16 protein-coding genes are annotated in these 19,035 nt (G+C 62.5%); 6 read left to right on the forward strand and 10 right to left on the reverse strand.

What is annotated here, in order from left to right; all coding sequences use genetic code 11:
* Positions 1–66: 66 nt before the first annotated feature.
* Positions 67–765 carry a YggS family pyridoxal phosphate-dependent enzyme gene (locus E3E12_RS05650; protein WP_141443444.1) on the reverse strand — a complete coding sequence of 233 codons (699 nt, stop codon included), beginning with the start codon at positions 763–765 and terminating at the stop codon, positions 67–69.
* A gap of 151 nt (positions 766–916) precedes the next feature.
* On the opposite strand from E3E12_RS05650, the gene E3E12_RS05655 reads away from it, so the two are divergent.
* Complete coding sequence (locus E3E12_RS05655) at positions 917–2,254, forward strand: RsmB/NOP family class I SAM-dependent RNA methyltransferase (RefSeq protein WP_141443445.1); 1,338 nt, start codon at positions 917–919, stop codon at positions 2,252–2,254.
* Between the two features lie 134 nt (positions 2,255–2,388).
* Here the strand turns inward: E3E12_RS05655 and E3E12_RS05660 are convergent, their stop codons facing one another.
* The 4 genes from E3E12_RS05660 to E3E12_RS05675 all read right to left on the reverse strand — a co-directional run bounded on the left by E3E12_RS05660 (position 2,389) and on the right by E3E12_RS05675 (position 6,635).
* The gene (locus E3E12_RS05660) at positions 2,389–3,372 is read right to left on the reverse strand and encodes a DUF2272 domain-containing protein (RefSeq protein WP_141443446.1); all 984 of its coding nucleotides are present in this window, start codon (positions 3,370–3,372) and stop codon (positions 2,389–2,391) included.
* A gap of 108 nt (positions 3,373–3,480) precedes the next feature.
* Positions 3,481–4,470 carry an aldo/keto reductase gene (locus E3E12_RS05665; RefSeq protein WP_408869938.1) on the reverse strand — a complete coding sequence of 330 codons (990 nt, stop codon included), beginning with the start codon at positions 4,468–4,470 and terminating at the stop codon, positions 3,481–3,483.
* A gap of 144 nt (positions 4,471–4,614) precedes the next feature.
* A complete protein-coding gene (locus E3E12_RS05670) occupies positions 4,615–5,586 on the reverse strand; it encodes a cation diffusion facilitator family transporter (RefSeq protein WP_240810448.1) in 972 nt (323 codons plus the stop codon).
* A complete protein-coding gene (locus E3E12_RS05675; RefSeq protein ID WP_141443448.1) occupies positions 5,583–6,635 on the reverse strand; it encodes a cation diffusion facilitator family transporter in 1,053 nt (350 codons plus the stop codon). Before E3E12_RS05675 ends, E3E12_RS05670 begins: the two co-directional genes overlap by 4 nt.
* 215 nt (positions 6,636–6,850) lie before the next feature.
* Between E3E12_RS05675 and E3E12_RS05680 the strand changes: the two genes are divergently transcribed.
* Complete coding sequence (locus E3E12_RS05680) at positions 6,851–8,542, forward strand: NAD(P)/FAD-dependent oxidoreductase (protein ID WP_141443449.1); 1,692 nt, start codon at positions 6,851–6,853, stop codon at positions 8,540–8,542.
* An 8-nt stretch (positions 8,543–8,550) separates the two neighbouring features.
* Here E3E12_RS05680 and E3E12_RS05685 read toward each other — a convergent pair whose 3' ends face one another.
* The gene (locus E3E12_RS05685) at positions 8,551–9,846 is read right to left on the reverse strand and encodes an MFS transporter (RefSeq protein ID WP_141443450.1); all 1,296 of its coding nucleotides are present in this window, start codon (positions 9,844–9,846) and stop codon (positions 8,551–8,553) included.
* 164 nt (positions 9,847–10,010) lie between these two features.
* Between E3E12_RS05685 and hemA the strand changes: the two genes are divergently transcribed.
* From hemA to purF, 4 genes are all read left to right on the forward strand, one after another.
* Positions 10,011–11,258 (forward strand): 5-aminolevulinate synthase, encoded by a 1,248-nt coding sequence (gene hemA / locus E3E12_RS05690; protein ID WP_141443451.1) that lies wholly within the window; start codon positions 10,011–10,013, stop codon positions 11,256–11,258.
* Positions 11,259–11,356: 98 nt separating this feature from the next.
* Positions 11,357–11,788, forward strand: coding sequence for a hypothetical protein (locus tag E3E12_RS05695; protein ID WP_141443452.1), 432 nt, complete (start codon positions 11,357–11,359; stop codon positions 11,786–11,788).
* 36 nt (positions 11,789–11,824) lie between these two features.
* A complete protein-coding gene (locus E3E12_RS05700) occupies positions 11,825–12,334 on the forward strand; it encodes a CvpA family protein (RefSeq protein WP_141443453.1) in 510 nt (169 codons plus the stop codon).
* Between the two features lie 584 nt (positions 12,335–12,918).
* Positions 12,919–14,400, forward strand: a complete 1,482-nt coding sequence (purF, locus tag E3E12_RS05705) for an amidophosphoribosyltransferase (RefSeq protein ID WP_141443454.1) — start codon at positions 12,919–12,921, stop codon at positions 14,398–14,400.
* Positions 14,401–14,488: 88 nt separating this feature from the next.
* Here the strand turns inward: purF and E3E12_RS05710 are convergent, their stop codons facing one another.
* The 4 genes from E3E12_RS05710 to E3E12_RS05725 all read right to left on the reverse strand — a co-directional run bounded on the left by E3E12_RS05710 (position 14,489) and on the right by E3E12_RS05725 (position 19,019).
* Positions 14,489–15,934 (reverse strand): class II fumarate hydratase, encoded by a 1,446-nt coding sequence (locus tag E3E12_RS05710; protein WP_141443455.1) that lies wholly within the window; start codon positions 15,932–15,934, stop codon positions 14,489–14,491.
* A gap of 34 nt (positions 15,935–15,968) precedes the next feature.
* Positions 15,969–17,624: an NAD-dependent malic enzyme gene (locus tag E3E12_RS05715; protein ID WP_141443456.1), complete on the reverse strand. Its 1,656-nt coding sequence runs from the start codon at positions 17,622–17,624 to the stop codon at positions 15,969–15,971.
* Positions 17,625–17,965: 341 nt separating this feature from the next.
* Positions 17,966–18,460: a cytochrome c-type biogenesis protein gene (locus tag E3E12_RS05720; protein WP_141443457.1), complete on the reverse strand. Its 495-nt coding sequence runs from the start codon at positions 18,458–18,460 to the stop codon at positions 17,966–17,968.
* A complete protein-coding gene (locus E3E12_RS05725; RefSeq protein WP_168194402.1) occupies positions 18,447–19,019 on the reverse strand; it encodes a thioredoxin domain-containing protein in 573 nt (190 codons plus the stop codon). Before E3E12_RS05725 ends, E3E12_RS05720 begins: the two co-directional genes overlap by 14 nt.
* Between the last annotated feature and the right edge of the window lie 16 nt (positions 19,020–19,035).

Here is a 19,035-nt window from a genome sequence, read left to right on the forward strand (position 1 = left end):
GGCAGGCCAGCCACATCACAGCCAGCGTGCCGTGGGCCTTTCTGGCCCCGCTCCCAGGCGCCAGCGCTACAGCTGAAGGGGGCGGGGGCCAAAAATAGCAGTGCCAACACGGACTTCCGTGGAGCCAGCCCTGATAGCAGCGCCATAATCACCAGACATACCCATGGAACGCACAGGCAAGTCATGGTGGGTGGCCAGTTCCGTCAGAAGCCGGAAATGCATGGCGGGGTCCTGCCCTTGGGGGGGAATGGCCATGAGGCCCTGAACATGATTGCCAAAGCGCTTTTTGCAGTCATCGATGAAGCGGTCCGCTTCCTCAAGGGCGATGCCAGCTTTCTGGGGTTCTGCGCCCGTGTTGACCTGGACATACAGGATAGGGAGGCGCCCCAGGCTGTCTGAGGCCTTCTCAAGGGCGCTGGCTAGGGCGGGGCGGTCCAGGCTTTCCAGAACGTCAGCTAGGGCTGCAGCCTGCCGGGCCTTGTTGGTTTGAAGCGCGCCAATAATGTGCAGTCGCACCTCTGGCCAGCGTTCCTTAACAAGGGGAAACTTGGTGGCGGCTTCCTGGACCCGGTTTTCCCCAAACAGGCGTTGGCCAGCTTCGCAAGCGGCCAGAACGCTTTCAACAGGGTGAAACTTGCTCACGGCAAGCAGCTTCACGCTGCCCAGGGGGCGGTGGGCTTCAAGGGTGGCTTGATCCATGCTGGCTTGAACCTTGGCAAGCCGTTCAGCGATAGCTGCGGCCGCGGTGCCCTCCAGTGGAACCATGGTGGGTGCCTCCTTAAAATTAGGCTTCAAGACAACAAGGGGTTGGGTGTGCGGTTTCGCGCGGCGCTTTGGCCAGAGGGACACGCATATGCGTGGCGCTTCAGGGGCAAACATTGCCAAAACCGCTTCAAAATGCCAATGGGTGCGCACCATGGCTTCTACACGCACACCACGCCCGACCCACCGCCTCCCTGCCCATGGCAGCGGCGCCCCGCATCACCACGGCCAGCGCACGCCTGCTGACCCTGTGCGCGACCTGGCTTTTGACATCGTGACGGGTGTGGTGGAACACCGCCGCATGCTGGAGACCACCCTCGACAAGTTGCGCCAAGGCGCCCCCATGGAAGGCCGCGACCGTGCTGCCGCCCACCGCCTGGCTGCTGGCGCCTTGCGCCACCGTGGCAGCATTGAGGAGATCCTCAAGGCGTTCCTGCACAAGGAGCCTCCTGTACCTGTGCGCTGCGCGCTCATGTTGGGGGTAGCGCAACTGCTTTACCTGGATGTGCCCCCCCACGCCGCTGTGGGCACTGTGGTTGACCTGATGCGCCGCCGTGGCCTTGCACCGTTCGCTGGGCTGGCCAATGCCGTGCTGCGCCGTGTGGCGCGTGAAGGGGCGCGCGTGCGCAATAGCCTTGATGAGGCGCGCCTTGATGTGCCGGCTTGGCTGTGGAGCGCTTGGGGTGAGCGCGCCAGGCCCATCACGGAGGGATTTTACAAAGAGGCCCCGCTTGATTTGACCTTGCGCCCAGGTGCGCCTGTGCCTGAAGGGGGCACGCAGCTGCCCACAGGTAGCGTCCGCATGACGCCTGGCACCCGCATGACGGAAATCCCAGGTTTTGAGGGCGGCCAGTTTTGGGCGCAGGATGCCGCTGCAGCTATGCCTGTGCGCCTTTTGGGTGATGTGAAGGGGCTGCATGTGGCTGATCTGTGCGCAGCCCCTGGCGGCAAAACCGCCCAGCTGGCCTTGGCTGGCGCCACTGTCACCGCCATTGAGCGTGAGGAGGGGCGCTTGGCGCGCCTGCGCGAAAACCTGGAGCGCCTAGGGCTAGAGAATGTTGCCGTTCACAATGCGGACGCTAACGCTTGGCGCCCAGAGACCCCCCTGGATGCGGTGCTACTGGATGCGCCCTGTTCCGCCACAGGCACGCTGCGCCGCCACCCTGATGTGGTGTGGACAAAGCGCCCAGCCGACATTGCGACCCTGACTGAGGGGCAGGACAACTTGATTGACGCTGCCCGCGCCATGCTGAAGCCAGGTGGCACGCTGCTTTACGCCGTTTGCTCACTGCAGGATGAGGAGGGGCCAGAACGGGTCAAGGCTGCTTTGGCCCGTGGGGGGTGGTCGCTAAAGCCGTTCACGGTGGAGGAACTTGCTGCCCTGCCAGAAGCGCGGACAGAGGAAGGGTTTTACCGCACCCATCCAGGCATGTGGGCTGACAAGGGGGGCATGGATGGCTTTTTTGCCGCCCGCCTGGTGCGGGAAGGTTGAATGTTCTTATGGCCGGCTGAGTTGTTCAGCCAGCCCTGGTTGGAGTGCGCACATTGCCACTAAGGGGCAGGGCCGCCAGGTCGCGCCCCCGTGATAGTTTCAAAGGAGTTTAAGAACTGTGCGCAGCCCCTGGTTCAGTAACCAGCAGTGGGATCTGAGGAGGCGTCATAATCCGGGCTAAGGATGGCCAGCCAAGGGTAGCGGCGATCATAGCTTGCGCCATTGGATGGTGAGGAGACCTGGCCCTGGGAGTCAACGGGAACGTGGGTCAGGGCCACGCTGTCGTCCACATTGCCACCAATGATGCTGATTTGGTGCCCAAAAGGGGCGCCTTGCTGGTTCACTGCCACCACGATACCGCAATGGGCTGGGTAGGAGCGGTGGGCTGGCAGGCGGTCCCACGTCATAGCAGCGCCGCTGGAGCGCCCCGTGCACAGCAAATCACCAAGCTGCGGCGCATAAGCGCCAGGCTGGTGGGCGGTTAGGCCGCGCTGGCCTTGCTGGGCGTTTTCAGCAGCGATGTCGATGTAGGCAGCATGGTTGGGGGCATAGGGGAAGCGGCTGTCAGCGCCTGCAATGCGCATGACGTAGGAAATGAAGGCAGCAGACCAGGCGAAGTTGCCGTCACGCACAGCCTGGAACATTTGCCCAGCATTATCGGTGCGGCCTGTCCAGGCATCGACTGGCTCCTGCCCAGCCATGCCTGTCCACCAATATTCGCCAACGCGTTGCCACAGCCCTGGAAGGCGTTCTGGCTTCAAGGTGGAGGTGCGCGGGTCCGGGCGGCTGTGCGGGTCAGCGTCCGCCACAGGTGCACCCCACAGGCGCCATTCGCGCAAAGCGATGGCCACAGTGTCAGCGCGATTATAAGTCACGGGGAAGCCACTTGTGTTAGGGCGCGCGAAGGGGGGCACGGCGTCACTGTCATGGCTGTAAGCGCCCGTTGCTGGTGTGCCGTCAGCATTGGTGGTTGCTGCCGTGTTGGCGCAGCCGCCCAATCCTAAAAGGCTGGCACAGCACAGCAGCCCCACCAGGGCGGAAGTCTGGCCCAACGGCCGGGACCAGGCAAAAGCGGAGGAGGGGGCCGCCTGCTGCGGCTGGAGGGCATATGAACGCATGGGCAAGAACCTGTTAAGCCTGAAGCACTGTCTTCACAATCTTTGAGAGTGGCGGCGTGGGGACAGTACGGTCAAGCCCAGGTTCTTTTCCGCTGTTGCCCGAAAGCCTCAGCGGTTGGGGGGCGCCATGAAGGAGGCATCAATCGGGGTGGGGATGTACTTGGTCACGATGGAGGAAACCTCACGCGCTATCTCAGGTGACAGGGTCCAGCCCAGGGCGTCCTTCACGCCTTCAACCTGGGCGGGTTTGCGCGCACCCCAAAGGGCAATGGTCGGCCCCTGGTCCAGCACCCAGCGGATGGCCAAGCTTAGAACCGTTTTGCCTTGGGAAGCTGCCAGGGCCTCTAGCGCTTTGACGGCGTTGACGTAGTTGCGCAGGTTCTCTGGTTGGAATTTGGGGTCCATGCGGCGCAGGTCACCTTCAGGGAAGGTGGTGTCAGCGGTGATTTTGCCCGTCAGCAGGCCACGGCAAAGTGGACCATAGGCCAGAACGTCCATGTCGTTCTTTTCAGCGTAGGGAATGACGGTCTTCTCAATGGCCGTTTCAAAGATGTTGAACGGATCCTGCGATGTGGAAAGCGGGGCCTCCTTGCGGAATTCGTCCATCTGCGCCGTGGAATAGTTGGAGACGCCAAGGGCGCGGATCTTGCCTTCCTTGCGCAGGTCGTTGAGGGCGCTGGCGGTTTCGGCGATGGGGGTCTTGGCGTCTGGCCAATGCACCTGCACCAGGTCAAGCACCTCCACGCGCAGGCGCTTCAGTGAATCCTCCACCTCCTGGCGGATGCGCTGGGGGCGTGAATCACGGAAAGGCTTGTGGTCCTCGTTCCAGTTCAGGCCAAGCTTGGTGGCGATATAGGGCTTCTGAGAAGCGGGGAGCTGGGCGACAGCCTCCCCCACCACTTTTTCAGAATGGCCAAAGCCGTAGACCGGGGCGGTATCGATGAGGTTGATCCCTTCCTCAACGGCTTTGTGGATGGTCTTGATGGCGTTGGCGTCATCAGGGCCGCCCCACATCCAGCCACCAATGGCCCAGGTGCCAAGGGCGATGCGGGTGACGGGCTTTTCCAAGCCATTGATGGTGATTTTGTCAGGGGTGATGGGTTTGGATGCCATGTGCGCACTCTCCAGCTAGGGGTGGGGCCGAGGCCATGAAGACCGGCGGGCTATCTTTTCAACATGTCTCTGCCTGAACAGACTTCAAGGGGGTTGATGCCCACAGCGCTGGGCAGGACTGCGCCAGGTTCATCCCTGGGGTGCCTTGGCGGTGGTGCGTGGGTTGATGGGAAGCTCCCCCGAGCGCACCCGTGCCGCAGCCCCCTTGGCCATGGCTGTGTCTGGCTCCACATGGATCCAGATGGAGGATGGCCCCACTGAATGCTGAATGGCGTTCTCAATGCGGTCGCAGATGCTGTGCGCCCTGGTGACGCTCATGGGACCAGGCACCACCAGGTGCAGTTCAATGAAAAGTTGGCTGCCCCCATGGCGCATGCGTAAATTGTGGGCGCTGAGGGCCTCCGTGCCATGGGCCTGGATGGCTTGGCGGACAGCGTTCACGACTTCGGGGCGGGGGCTTTCGTCCATCAGGCTGTTACAGGATTCCTGGATCATTTTCCCGCCCGTCCAAAGTGTGTTGAGGGCCACGGCGGCTGAAAGCAGGGGATCCAACCACAGCCAATGGGTAACAGGGATGAGCGCCACGCCCAGAAGCAGGGCGCCTGACGCCCAAACGTCAGATTTGAGGTGCGCAGCCTCCGCCAGCAGGGCGGCTGATTTTTGGCGCTTGCCAGCCCGGTTGAGGAAACACAGCCACAAGAGGGTGAGAACGACCGCCAAAGCGTTGATGAGGGCACCGCGCCAAGGGGCTGCTGGGGCTTCCAGGTGGAGCGCTTCATGGAGGGCACCCCAGGCTATGCCAAGCGCTGTGAGGGAAATGAGCGTCCCCTCCATAACGGCCCACAGATATTCCGCCTTGCCATGGCCATAGGGGTGCTGTTCGTCAGGGGGTTGGGAGGCGATGTGGACGGCCGCCAGCGCACCAGCGGCTGCCAGCACGTTGAGGACGGTCTCAAGTGCATCTGACAGAAGCGCGCCAGAGCCTGAGACAAGCCAGGCCACCACCTTGATGGCCAGGCACAGCACAGCCACCAAAAGGCCGCCCAGCGCCATGGCGGTGCGCGGCGCAGGGGTGGAGGAGACAGAGACCGTGCTGGTCACGCGCAGTCCCCGTTGGCGCAGCTTTGACCTGGCTGGCAGCTGGCGCCGCCCGGTTGGGGAGGGGCAGCTAGCGCCCCCTCCGTTTGGAGGGTGGTGTGGTTGATCCCAAAGCGCTTTTGCAACATGGCGCTGGCCTCATGGACAAGAGCGGGACTGGCCTGGGGCGTGGTGACAAGGTGCGCTGTCAGGGCTGTTTGGGTGGTGCTCATGGGCCAGACATGGAGGTGGTGCACACCCTCCACCCCAGCCATGGACTGCAGCGCCTTGGTGATGGCAGCTGGGTCGATGCCCAGGGGTACGCCATCAAGCGCCAGCCGCAGTGAGGCTGATAAAAGCCCCCATGTGCCCCAGATGACCAGAAACCCTATGATGATGCTGACGATGGGGTCGATCACCACCCACCCAGTCCAGGCGATGGCAACGCCAGCCACCGCCACCCCTGCCGCCATGGCGGCGTCTGAAGCCATGTGCAGGAAGGCGCTTTTGATGTTGAGGTCGCCAGAGCTGTTCTTCATGAACAGCAACGCCGTTGCGCCGTTGATGGCGATGCCGGCCAGCGCCACCAGGCTCACGGTGGTGCCTGCAACGCCTTCAGGGTGGAACAGGCGCTCCATGGAGGCCAGCAGGACAGCCCCTGTAACCAGCAGAAGAACGGTGGCGTTGCCCAAGGCGCTGAGGATGGTGGCGCGCTTGAGGCCATAGGTGAAAGTGCGGCTGGGGGCGCGGCGGCTCAGGATGATGGCTGCCCAGGAAGCCACCAGGCCCAGGACATCTGAAAGATTATGGCCAGCGTCAGCCAGCAACGCCAAGGAATGAGTTTTAAGCCCCCAGAGGGCCTCAGCAGCGATATAGAGCCCATTCAGCGTAATGCCGACTGCGAACAGCCAGCCTGCGTCTGGCATGGCGTGGACATGGCCGGCTCCACCATGGTGGTGTTCCCCATGGCTGTGGCCTGCATGGTCATGGCCAGTGTCATGGCCAGCGTGGCCGTCTTCATAGTAGTTGGGGGGTGTGGCCTCAGGGCCATGTTGAGTGTGGACAGCTTCCATGGGCGTTCCCTGAGGAGAGGGTGGGGGAGTAAAGGCCCCATGATGGGCACCCCATCATGGCAGAGGGCATCTGGGCCAGGCAATGAAAAAGGACGCTTTCAGTGCTCTATGGCCCGTTCAAACCGACTTGGGCACGCGACAGTGCCCTGCGAAACGATTATGATTAAGGCAGCCACGCTCCCCTTCACCACCAGCATCCCTTGCCCGGAGTGACCATGATCCGCTTCACCAACATTATCCTGCCGCTTGACCATGGGCCTGACGATCTTGAGAAGGCCGTCGCAGCCCGTATGCCCAAAGGCCATGTAGGTGCCCTCAAGGGGTTTAGGGTGTTCAGGCGTGGCCATGACCCCCGCAAACGTGGTGACGTTAAGCTTGTTTACACGGTTGATTGTGATGTTCAGGGGGAGGAGGCCATCCTGGCGGCGCTGGCGGCTGAACGCCAGGGGGGCAACAAGCAGGCACTAGCCACGCGCACCCCTGTTGTGGATTGGAACCCGCCACGCGCTGCCCTGGCAGGGCGCCGGCGCCCTGTCGTAGTGGGCGCTGGCCCCTGCGGCTTGATGGCGGCGCTGGTTCTGGCGCGCGCTGGCCTTAAACCCATTGTGTTGGAGCGGGGATGTGATGTGCGCAGCCGCACCAAGGACACGTTCGCCCTGTGGCGCCAATCACGCTTCACCCCTGAAAGCAACGTACAGTTCGGTGAAGGGGGCGCTGGCACGTTTTCAGATGGCAAGCTGCATTCAGGTGTGGCGGACCCCCGCCACCTGGGCCGCATTGTTCTGGAGGAGCTCGTTAAAGCTGGCGCCCCAGAGGAGATCATGTGGCTTTCCAAGCCCCACATCGGCACGTTCCGCCTGGTCACGGTGGTGCAGAACCTGCGTGCTGAAATTGAAGCCCTTGGCGGGGAGTACCGTTTTAACACCCGCCTTGACGGCATCTTGACGGAGGGGGAAGGCGCTGAGCGCCACTTGGTGGGGTTGAAGCTGCACCAGGCCTACCCAGGGACGGACAGGCCAGCGGTGGAGGAGGTGCTGCCCTGTGACCATGCTGTGCTGGCTGTGGGCCATTCAGCCCGTGACACCTTCGCAATGCTGCACGAAGCTGGCGTGGCCATGCACACCAAGCCCTTCTCGGTGGGGGTACGCATTGAGCACCCTCAAAGCATGATAGATGAAGTTCGTTTTGGCCCTCAGGCCGGCCATGAAAAGTTGGGGGCGGCTGATTACAAGCTTGTCCACCATGCCAGCACAGGGCGCGGTGTCTATTCATTCTGCATGTGCCCTGGTGGGCAGGTGGTGGCGGCCACGTCAGAGCCGGAGCAGGTCGTAACCAATGGCATGAGCCAGTATTCGCGCGCTGAGCGCAACGCCAACAGCGGCATGGTGGTGGAGGTCAAGCCAGGGGTGGATTTTCCAGACAACCCCATGGCAGCCATTGAGTTCCAGCGCCAGCTGGAGAAGGCGGCCTTCAAGGCTGGTGGCGGCGATTACAAGGCGCCAGCACAGCTGGTGGGTGATTTCCTCACCAAGCGCCCGTCCACCACGTTGGGCGCTGTCAAACCCTCTTACCAACCTGGGGTGACCCCAACTGATCTAGCCAGCTGCTTGCCACCTGTGGTGGTGGAAAGCCTGCGCGAGGCCCTGCCAGCCTTCGCACGGAAGATCCCTGGTTTTGCCCGTGAGGATGCAGTGATGACGGGTGTGGAGACACGCACCTCCTCTCCCCTGCGGCTGCCCCGTGATGAAGAGGGCGTGCGTGCTGGCCAAAGCCCTTCCGTACAGGGGCTGTACCCAGCTGGGGAGGGGGCAGGCTATGCCGGGGGCATTCTTTCAGCGGCCATAGACGGCCTGCAGGCTGGGGAACGTGTGGCAGCAGGCTACAGCGCTGAGCCCCGCCAGGCTTGACGCCAAACTCAGCCTTGGCTTCGAGGCACTTTGGGGGTGGCTTTTTCTGAGGCGTCACCATCTTCGCCCAGCAGGCTAGGCTGCCAGGTGAGCGTCAGCACCGCCGCTGCGCTGCCGCCCAGCACCAGCCCGATAGCGGCCAGCGGCAAAGTGGCTGGTGTGCGCCCCAGCAAGGGGATGACCTTGCCAGCCACCCCTTGCCCAATGGAGCCAAGTGCGTAGCTGAGCCCCATGCCAAAGCTGCGTTCACGTGTGGGAAAGCGCTTGGCAAGCCAATGAGGCACAAGGGCGAAGACCCCAGATGCTGACGTGCCCATGATGAAGGCACTTGCTAGCAGCAGGGGGCCGTTGGGCGCGCAAAGAAACGGCCAGGCCATGAGGGCTGAAATGATGATAGCCCCCATCATGATGCGCCCTTCCCCCCAACGCGTGGCCAGCCAGCCACAGCCCAGTTTGCCGCCTAGTGAACCAAGGCAGTAAAGCGCCACAGGCCAGAACAGCGCCTGGGGGGATAGGTGGTGCCATTGGCGCAGGATGGTGGGGTAGAAAGTGTAGATGGCCGCTTTCTGAAATTCCAGGAAGACCATGAACAGCACGGCCTGCACCGCCAGGGGCGTCCAACGCAGGGGCGGGGCGGACGTGGCTTTTGGGCCAGGCGCCTCCGCAGTACTGCGCCGTTCAGCTAGCCAAAGGGGGCTTTCCCCCACGCCAAGGCGCACGAAAAGCGCCAGCAGGGCTGGCGCCAGGCCAATGAAGAACAATACCCGCCAGCTGTAATGGGGCAGGATGAGGGCCTGCGCCCCAGCTGCCAGCAGGTAGCCGCTTTCATAGCCAGTCATCATGAGGGCTGAAGCCATGGCGCGCAGCCGCGCTGGCACGGTCTCCATCAGGAGCGTAGCTGATGCTGTCCACTCACCCCCAAAGCCCATGCCAAAGCAGAACTGCACCACCATCATGGTGACTAGGCTGTGGGTCAGGCCAGTGAGGGCGGAGAAGACCCCAAACCACACAACTCCCAGCATGAAGGCTGGCTTGCGGCCATGGCGGTCCGCAAGCCAACCCCAGCCTGTGTTGCCTGCGGCCCGTCCCAGGGACTGCACAAACAGAACACCCCCCATGGCCGCCAGCGTGCACCCAAGGGAGGAGGCGATGTCTGGCAGGGTGAACAGCAGCACCGTTTGGTCAAAAGCGTCCAGGAACCATCCCAGGAACGCAGCAGCCGTGACAGGCCAGTAAGGCAGCAAGGCACGTAGTGTGGCGGGGGTGCCATGGTGAGTTGGCGCTATGGGCTGTGGGGCAGGCAAAGCTGTTTTCCTGAAGTCCTGTTTTCCGGGAGGGGCAAAGTTTCCGCGTACTTTGAAATTCTGTGTTCTAAATTTTGTGTTCTGTGCAATCAGGGGTGATGTTGTCCTTTTTTCACTTGCACCACTTCAACCACTTTTTAAAGTGTGCGGCTGGAGGAAACCTCATGACCACAGAACCCGCCACCACCCAGGACCAGACCTATGACGGTTTGTTCCAGAAAGCCCTCGATGGGCTTCACGCTGATGGCAGCTACCGTTACTTCGCTGAGCTGGAACGCCGCTCAGGCCATTTTCCGAAAGCGTGGCACCATGGCGCCAACCGTGAAGTGACGGTGTGGTGTTCCAACGACTATCTAGGGATGGGCCAGCATCCAGACGTCTTGGGCGCCATGCACAAAGCCCTGGACGAAACGGGCGCTGGCGCTGGCGGCACGCGCAACATCTCTGGCACTAACCATTATCATGTGGAGCTTGAGCGTGAGCTGGCGGCCCTCCATGGCAAGGAAAGCGCACTCCTGTTCAATTCAGGCTACCTTTCCAACTGGGTGACGCTGGGCACCATTGCAGCACGCTTGCCAGGCTGCGTCGTCCTGTCGGATGCGCTCAACCACGCCTCCATGATTGAGGGCATCCGCCATTCAAGGGCTGACAAGCGCATTTTCAAGCACAACGACCTTGAAGACCTGGAGCGTCACCTCAAAGCGCTGCCTGCAGGCACGCCCAAAATCATCGCTTTTGAATCGGTTTACTCCATGGAGGGCGATATCGCCCCCATTGAGGCCATCTGCGACCTGGCTGACCACTATGGCGCCATGACCTACCTCGATGAAGTCCACGCCGTGGGGATGTATGGCGCCCAAGGTGGTGGCGTGGCCCAGGAAAAGGGCCTTGAGCACCGCCTGACAGTGATTGAGGGCACATTGGGCAAAGGCTTTGGCGTTGTGGGGGGCTACATAGCTGCCAGCCGCGCCCTGTGCGATTTCGTGCGCTCTTTTGGTTCTGGCTTCATTTTCTCCACAGCATTGCCGCCTTTGGTGGCAGCTGGCGTCCTGGCCAGCGTCAAGCATTTGCGTGGCAGCTCAGCGGAGCGTGAAGGACAGCGGCGCGCCGTGGCGCAGCTGCGCAGCAAGCTTGATGAGGCGGGCATCCCCCACATTACCAACCCAAGTCACATCGTGCCCGTTATGGTGGGGGACGCCAAGCTGTGCCGCCAGCTTTCAGATGAGCTCCTCAACCGTCATGGCCATTACCTGCAACCCATCAACTACCCCACCGTGCCGCGCGGCACGGAGCGCTTGCGCCTGACCCCAGGGCCGCTGCACAGCGAAAAGGACATTGAAGGCCTTGTGGACGCTCTTTCCACCCTTTGGGACGAACACGGCCTGCCGCGCCAGCCCGCGCACCCAACCTGAAGGCGCAGGAGCGGTTGATGACATGCAGCCAGGGCGCAGGGAAGTGCGTTCTTGCAGTCTGGCCCAGGCGCTGCCATCGTGTGGCGATGCGTTTTCCCATGACATCAACCATCCTCCCCTCCCCCAGTGAGGCTAGCGTTCAGTTGGGCGCGCTCACCACCGCGTGCATCAGCCATTACCTGCGCCACCTTGACGCCCAGCCCCCCGCGCATTCACGCCACCGCACCCGTAACCTCTCTGCGCAGGAGCATGGCCGGCAGGAGAGGCTGGCCATGCGCGTTGCCCAAACCACCGAACATTCTGACGATAAGGAAGAGAACACTCTCTTACCCACAGCCCGCAGCGCCGCTTTGGCACGTGACAGCGCACGCTTCATGCAGACATTGGCCAGCCTGTGGCGCCAGGCGGGCATCACCCCCCAGGACGTCGCAGCTGAGCTTGACGGGCGCATCAACCTGTCTGACAAGTTGCTGGCGCGTGGCATCAGGGCGCGCAAGGGGGGGCGCTACCGCACCACCAAACTGCCTTGAAGCCCCTGGCCGCCCTGACATCTGGATGCCTGCCCCATGAACCCACAACACATGCTTGAGCACCTCTCCACACTTGATGTCGCAGCCCTTGTCGTCATGGGGCTTCTCGCGTTGCGCGGCATGGGGAAGGGGGCCATCGCTGAACTGTCTGGCCTTATGGCATGGATTGGGGCAGCGCTGTGTAGCGTGCGCTTTGGGGCGCCGCTCCTCAATGCTGTAGGCCGTTCATTGTCGCCAGGGCTGGTGCGCGAACCTTTGTTTGAGCCCCTGGGTTTGTTGGCGGTGTTCGTCCTTTTCCTTATCCTGTGGCAAATGGTGGCAGCGCGTTGCGCCCAAGGGCTGCGCGCCGTGTTGCCTGGCAGCGCCAACACCCTTCTGGGCGCACTCATCGGCGCAGGCCAAGGTTTTGCGCTTCTGGTTGGCCTGGCATGGCTGGCTTCGCGCCTGGCCCCTGCGTGGCTGGAAAGCCACCTGCAAGCCACAGACGCGCTCATGGGTTGGATCATGGAAGGGGTGGGGTGGGTCAACCACCATTTGGCTGGCTGAGCCAGGCATGGCTTCGCATGTCCCCTCCAAGGCCTGTTTGGCTGGTTCACAGGCCCTGGCGCGCCGGTTGCCACGGGGTGGCTTCAGGGTCATGGCTTGGGGTGTGGGCACTGTGAAAGTAATTTCACAGCCACGGGTTGATGAAACCCTTGAAATATGCGTCATGCCAGCTCATATCATCCCTTCCGTGAAGCCCGCCCCTTTTGGGCGCAGGTGTCACGGCCCTTTGATCAGGCACAGGCGCTTTGCGGTTCAACGTCATGTCCACCATGTTCCCTGACGGCACAAGGCTGTGCGCCTGACAACCCTAACCACCGCCTGCATGCATGGGCAGCGTGCAGGTCAGTTCCAAGGCGGCCAGAAATGCCGTGGGGCCAGCTTTCGGCCCCTCACAGGCAGCCCCTGTCCCTGGGTGTTTCCTGCTTTCGCAGTGCCAAGCTCCCGCCGCCGGCCCCTCATTTGCTCATTAGGCTCCCTGTCGGGTTGTGAACCCGCGCTGCGGGAGGCGTTTCACCTTAATTTCACAAGCGCATCTGACTGCATTGTCTGACTTAATCAGCTGATCAACCGGCGGGAATGCTGACATGACCAAATTCATACCTCACCACAAAACCAGCACCACCTCTGGCGTGTCGTCAGCGGAACTGCCAGGGCGCCCTTATGAGGAGTGCGGCGTCTTCGGCGTATGGGGCGCACCAGACGCATCCGCCCTCACGGCGCTTGGCCTTCACGCCCTTCAGCACCGCGGGCAGGAGGCTGCTGGCATCGTGAGCTTGGACGGGGGGAGTTTCCACCAGCACAAGGGGCTTGGCCTGGTGGGAGAGGTCTTTGGCGATGAAGCCGTGATGTCCACCCTCAAAGGCACAGCCGCCATCGGGCACAACCGTTACGCCACCACAGGTGGCACCCATCTGCGCAATGTCCAGCCCATCTATGCTGATTACGCTTTTGGCGGCATGGCAGTTGCCCATAACGGTAATCTGACGAACGCTGCCACATTGCGCCGGCAACTGGTGCAGCGCGGCTGCATTTTCCAATCTGGCATGGACACGGAGGTGTTTGTCCACCTCATCGCCCTTTCCACTGCGCCCACCATCACTGACCGCTTGATTGAGGCCGCACGTCAGGTCAAAGGGGCTTATTCCCTCCTGGCGCTGCTGCCAGACGGCACGCTTGCTGGTATGCGCGACCCCTTGGGTGTACGTCCGCTTGTCCTGGGACGCTTGCCAGATTGTGGCGAAGGGGGTTGGGTGTTGGCTTCCGAAACCAGCGCGCTTGACATCATCGGCGCGGAGTTCATCCGCGACATCGAAGCTGGCGAGCTTGTCATCATCAACAAGGAAGGCATCAAGTCCCTCCGGCCTTTCGGGGCGCAGGGCAACCGTTTCTGCGTGTTTGAGTACATTTATTTCGCCCGCCCCGACTCCATCCTGGAAGGTCATCCCGTTTACACAGCGCGCACGCGCATTGGGCGTGAACTGGCCCGTGAAAGCGGGGTGGCGGCGGACGTTGTGGTGCCCGTTCCTGATTCAGGCGTGCCCTCCGCCATTGGCTACGCGGCTGAAAGCGGCATCCCCTTTGAGCTTGGCATCATCCGCAACCATTACATTGGGCGTACCTTCATTGAACCCACTGACCAGATCCGCAACCTGGGTGTGAAAATGAAGCATTCAGCCAACAAGGCCGTTCTGGCGGGCAAGCGCGTTGTCCTGATTGACGATTCCATCGTCCGGGGTACCACATCGCGCAAAATCGTGGACATGGTGCGTGCCGCTGGCGCTGCTGAGGTGCACATGCGCATTGCCTCCCCTCCCACCAAGCACCCTTGCTACTATGGCATTGACACCCCTTCTGAAAACCACCTTCTGGCTGCGCGCCACACGGTGGAGGAAATGGCCGAGCTCATCGGTGCGGACAGCCTCGCTTTCATCTCCTTCGATGGGCTTTACAAGGCTCTTGGCGACGAGGACCAGCGCGAAGCTGCAAACCGCTACTGTGACGCCTGCTTCACAGGTGACTACCCCATCACCCTGGTAGACAGGGACGGCCACCTGCTGCAGGCCTGACCAGGCCCCGTGCATGTGGGCCGGCCAGGGGGGCCATCCTTAGGGGTGGTTTCCGGGCAGGCTGGGCCGCTTGGTTGGCACGGGTTTTTCACTCAGGAACAGTGCCAGGCACATTGGGGCGCAGCATCAGGCGGGGGTCAGCCACGCGCTCAAAGGCGGCCTCATCCATGAAGCCCAGCTCCAGCACGGCCTGGCGCGGGCTTTGGTTGTTTTCAAGGGCATGGTGGGCCACTTGGGCTGCCTTGTCATAGCCAATCACGGGTGCCAGAGCCGTGACCATGATCAGGGAATGTTCAAGCGCCTGCTTGATGCGCGCCCGGTTTGGCTCCACCCCTTCCACCAGGAAGCGGCGGAAACTGCCCATACCATCAGCCAACAGGCGCAGGGACTGCAAAAGGCCGTGGGCCATCAAGGGTTTGTAGGCGTTCATGTCCAGCATGCCACCAGCGCCACCCATGGCGATGGCAGCGTCATTGCCCATTACCTGCAGGCAAAGCATGGTCATGGCCTCAGCTTGGGTGGGGTTGACCTTGCCTGGCATGATGGATGACCCAGGCTCATTGGCGGGCAGGGCCAGCTCCCCCAAGCCTGCGCGCGGCCCACAGGCCAGCAGCCTGACGTCACTGGCGATCTTGAACAGACTGGCAGCCAATCCGCGCAAAGCGGCTGAGCACGCCACCAGGGCGTCATGCGCGCCCATGAGGGCGAATTTATTGGGCGCTGCGTGAAAAGCCAGCCCCGTCAAGCGCGCCACCTCAGCGCAAATGCGGCGGTCGAAGCCTTCCTGCGTGCTGGCGCCTGTGCCCAAAGCCGTGCCGCCGAGGGGCAGCGCCATCAACCCCGCCAAGGCCTGCTCCAGGCGTTTTGCCTGGTCCTCAAGCATGCCGGTATAGCCATGCCATTCCTGCCCCAGCGTGATGGGCACAGCGTCCTGCAGGTGGGTGCGGCCCACCTTGACCACATCCCCCCAGGCGCTGGCCTTGGCAGCCATGGCGCTTTGGAGGGCGCGCAGGGCAGGCAGCAACCTTGCTGACAGGGCTGTGGCGACCGCCACATGAATGGCGGCTGGGAAAGTGTCGTTAGTGCTTTGGGCCATGTTGACGTCATCATTGGGGTGCAGCGGCCTTTTGCTGCCCAAAGGCTGGCCGGTAAGCTGGCTTGCGCGGTTGGCGATGACCTCATTGACGTTCATGTTGTACTGCGTGCCAGAGCCCGTCATCCAGACAGGGAGCGGGAACATCGCTTCATGCTGGCCTGCCAGGAGTTCATCACACACTTGTTCCACAAGCTGGCGCTTTTCTGGCGCCAGGCGTCCAGACGCCCCATTGGCTGTTGCGGCGGCCCGCTTAACCACCGCATAGGCTTTGATCATCTCAAGCGGCATTTTCTCCCGCCCGATGTTGAAGTGATGCAGCGCGCGCTGGGTCTGCGCGCCCCAAAGCGCGCTTGCCGGAACAGCCACAGCGCCCATGCTGTCGCGTTCCTGGCGTGTTGGCGTGGGGGGGATGGTGGCGGGTTCAGAAGCTGCAGTCATGGGGCGTATTCCAGGGACAAAGGGCATGGTGGTGTTAGGCCGGCACATAGGGGCCATAGGCTGGCTTCCAGGAAAGCGCCTTGATGCGTGCCTCAAGCGCGTTCTCGGTGAGGGGAGGGCACAGCCCTTCCGCCATGGCAGCCTGGGCCACAGCCACAGCCACCTTGCGGGCGATAGCCGCCATGTCTGTTGCAGGCGGCAGCATGTTGGCACCCCCATGGAGCAGTGGCGAACAGTCGGCAACGGTTCGGGCCGCCGCCATCAGCATGGCGGTGCTGACACTGCCTGCGCCACTTGCCAGCGCCCCCAGCCCCAGCCCTGGATAAACATAGGCATTGTTGGTCTGAGCAATGGTGGTGGGCTTGCCGTCCACCATCACAGGGGGGAAGGGGCTTCCTGTGCTGACCATGGCGCGGCCATCTGTCCATTTCATGATGTCGGCTGGCGTTGCCTCGGCAAAGCGCGTGGGGTTGGAAAGCGGGAACACCATGGGGCGTTTAGTGTGGCTGGCCATGTTGCGCACCAGCCCTTCGCTGAACAGCCCTCCCTTACCCGTGACGCCCACCAGGATGGTGGGGTGGATGCGCGCGCAGGCGCTTTCAAGGTCGCGCCCCTGGTCATGTTGGCGCACATCGGTGCGGGCAAAGACTTTCTGCGCTGGGGTGAGGTCCGCCATATCCGAAGTTAGCAGGCCCTGGCGGTCGAACAGGTAGAAACGCTTAGCGGCCTCAGAACGGCTCAGCCCCTCATCCTCCATGGCTTTCAGGAGCAGGGCGGCGATGCCGCAGCCAGCCGAGCCACCGCCAGCCAAGGCGATGCGCTGGTCTGAAAGCTTTTCCCCCTTGGCTTTGACGCCAGCCAGCATAGCGGCGGCGGCGATGGCTGCTGTCCCTTCAATGTCATCGTTGAAACTGGGCAGCCGGTGCTTGTAGCGCGCTAGAAGGGGGGCCGCGTTGCGGTTAGCGAAATCCTCCCAATGCAGCAGGACATGAGGCCAGCGTTCTGTGATGGCGCTGACGAACGCTTCCACCACAGCATCATAATCAGCACCGCGCAGGCGCTCATGGCGCCAACCGATATAATCGGGGCTTTCGCGCAGGGGCTGGTTGTCCGTGCCCACGTCAAGCGTCACGGGCAGCATCATGGTGGGGTTGATGCCAGCACAGGCCGTGTAGAGGGCCAGCTTGCCAATGGGTATGCCCATGCCATTGGCGCCCAAATCGCCCAGACCCAGAATGCGTTCACCGTCCGTCACGATGACAAGACGGATGCCATCAGGCGCCTGCGCTAGGATGTCCTTGAAGCTGGCACGCTCAGGGGCTGCCAGGAACAGGCCGCGTGGCTTGCGCCAGGTTTCGGAGAAGTGCAGGCACCCCTCCCCCACGGCTGGGGTGTAGACAAGGGGCATCATCTCAGCCAAGTGGCTTTCAAGCAGGGCGTAGAAAACCGTTTCATTTTCATCCTGCAACCCGCGCAGGGCCGTGTTGCGGGCCAGGTCGCCCTGCTGGTCCAGGACATGCTGGCGGGCCAGCGCCACTTGCTGCTCCAGTGTGCGCTGCCCTGCTGGCAATAGGTCATTCAGGCCAAAGGCTGCACGTTCACTTGGCGGGAACGCCAAACCCTTGTTGAGGAAAGGGTCATTGAGAAGCGCCATGGAGCGCTTGCCGACCGGGCGCGGGGTGGTGGTCATGGTGGTTTCCAGACATGGGACAGCAAAAGCAGGCGGGCTGGCGCAAACGCAGCCCGCCCCCTGTTATCGGCTTGCTGGGCTTGAAGATAAAGGCCCTGCCTGGCTTGGCGCGCTTGGAAAGGTGCCTGGCAGGCGGCAGGCCTGGGGCTGGGGGCTGTAAAGCGGCTGGCCAGAGAGGCTATAGAGCAGCAGCGCCAAAGCAGGGACGAACAGCATGGCAAGTGCTGTGGCAAGCCATGGCCTGGGCTGGCTTCCAGGGGCCCCGTGCCCCCTGCGCCTGACCATGGCAAAAGCAAGGGGCAGCATCAGGCAACAAGTTGTGAGGAGGAAGGCCAGAACGCTCACAACAGCTTTCCCTCTTTATCCCGTTCCGTCTCATCCTCTTCAGCGCGGGGCGTGTTATTGCGCTTAACTGTTAGCCCCAGCCCAAGGGTGCAGAGTACAGCAAAGGCCCCCGCGCCGCCCCATAACAGGGCAGTCTGGCCATTCAAGCTTGGTGCTAGGCTGATGCTGGCGCCATAGCGTGCCTCAACCCATGCCATGATGGCTTGGTCAGGGTGCCCTTCCCTGACCAGGCGCCGCAAGGCCGCGCGCAGGTCGTGGGCCAGGGGGGAAGCGCTTTCAGCCACGCTTTGCCCTTGGCAGACGGGGCAGCGCAATTGGCTGGCCAGGTGCTCCACCCGTTCCTCCTGCTGGGGGGGCAAGCGTTCCTGGGCGGGGTCAAGGGCCTGTGCCTCAGCCAGGCCAGGCCCAGCCAACCCAGCTCCAGCCAACAAGGCGGCGCACGTTAGAAAAAACGTTAGAAAAAGGGCACCCTCCCCTTTAAGTGCCGTCATGGTCACCTCCCTCCAACCCTAGATGCAGGATGTGTTGAATGCTTCCGCCATCAAGGGGGCCGCTGCCATGCCATGCCACGGCAAGGGGGGCCTGGGGGGTGGCGCGTTTGAGGAGGAAAAGCTCTGGAACACCGCTCACCCCCCATTCCAGGGCCATGGCACCTTCAGGGTCAGGGCGCAGATGGCAGAAGGGGGAAGCCATGTGGTCATGGCGCAGGGCAGCGCTGTAACGTTCTGGGCTGTCATGGTAAAGCACAGCCCAAAGGGGCATTTTGCTGGCAAGCGCGTGCAAAGCTGGCAGTTCCGTGCGGCACGGCACACACCAGGAAGCCGTGAACACAACTAGAAGCGGCCCTGGCTGCTTGGCAAGGCTTGCCGCCGTGAAGGCGGCCTCCCCCCCTACGCCCAGTTTGAGCAAAGGCGGCACGCTTGGCACGGGGCGCCAAGCCCCTGTGGCGGCTTGGGGTGGGTGGGGGCGCGCTGCTATCACCACCCCCCAAAGGGCGCCAGCCAGCACTAAGGGCGCTGCCCCCAGTACATAGACCCAAATTTTTCTCAATCTCCGGCTGTGAGGT

Origin of the sequence: Formicincola oecophyllae (assembly GCF_006542395.2) — a bacterium.
GTDB lineage: Bacteria > Pseudomonadota > Alphaproteobacteria > Acetobacterales > Acetobacteraceae > Formicincola > Formicincola oecophyllae.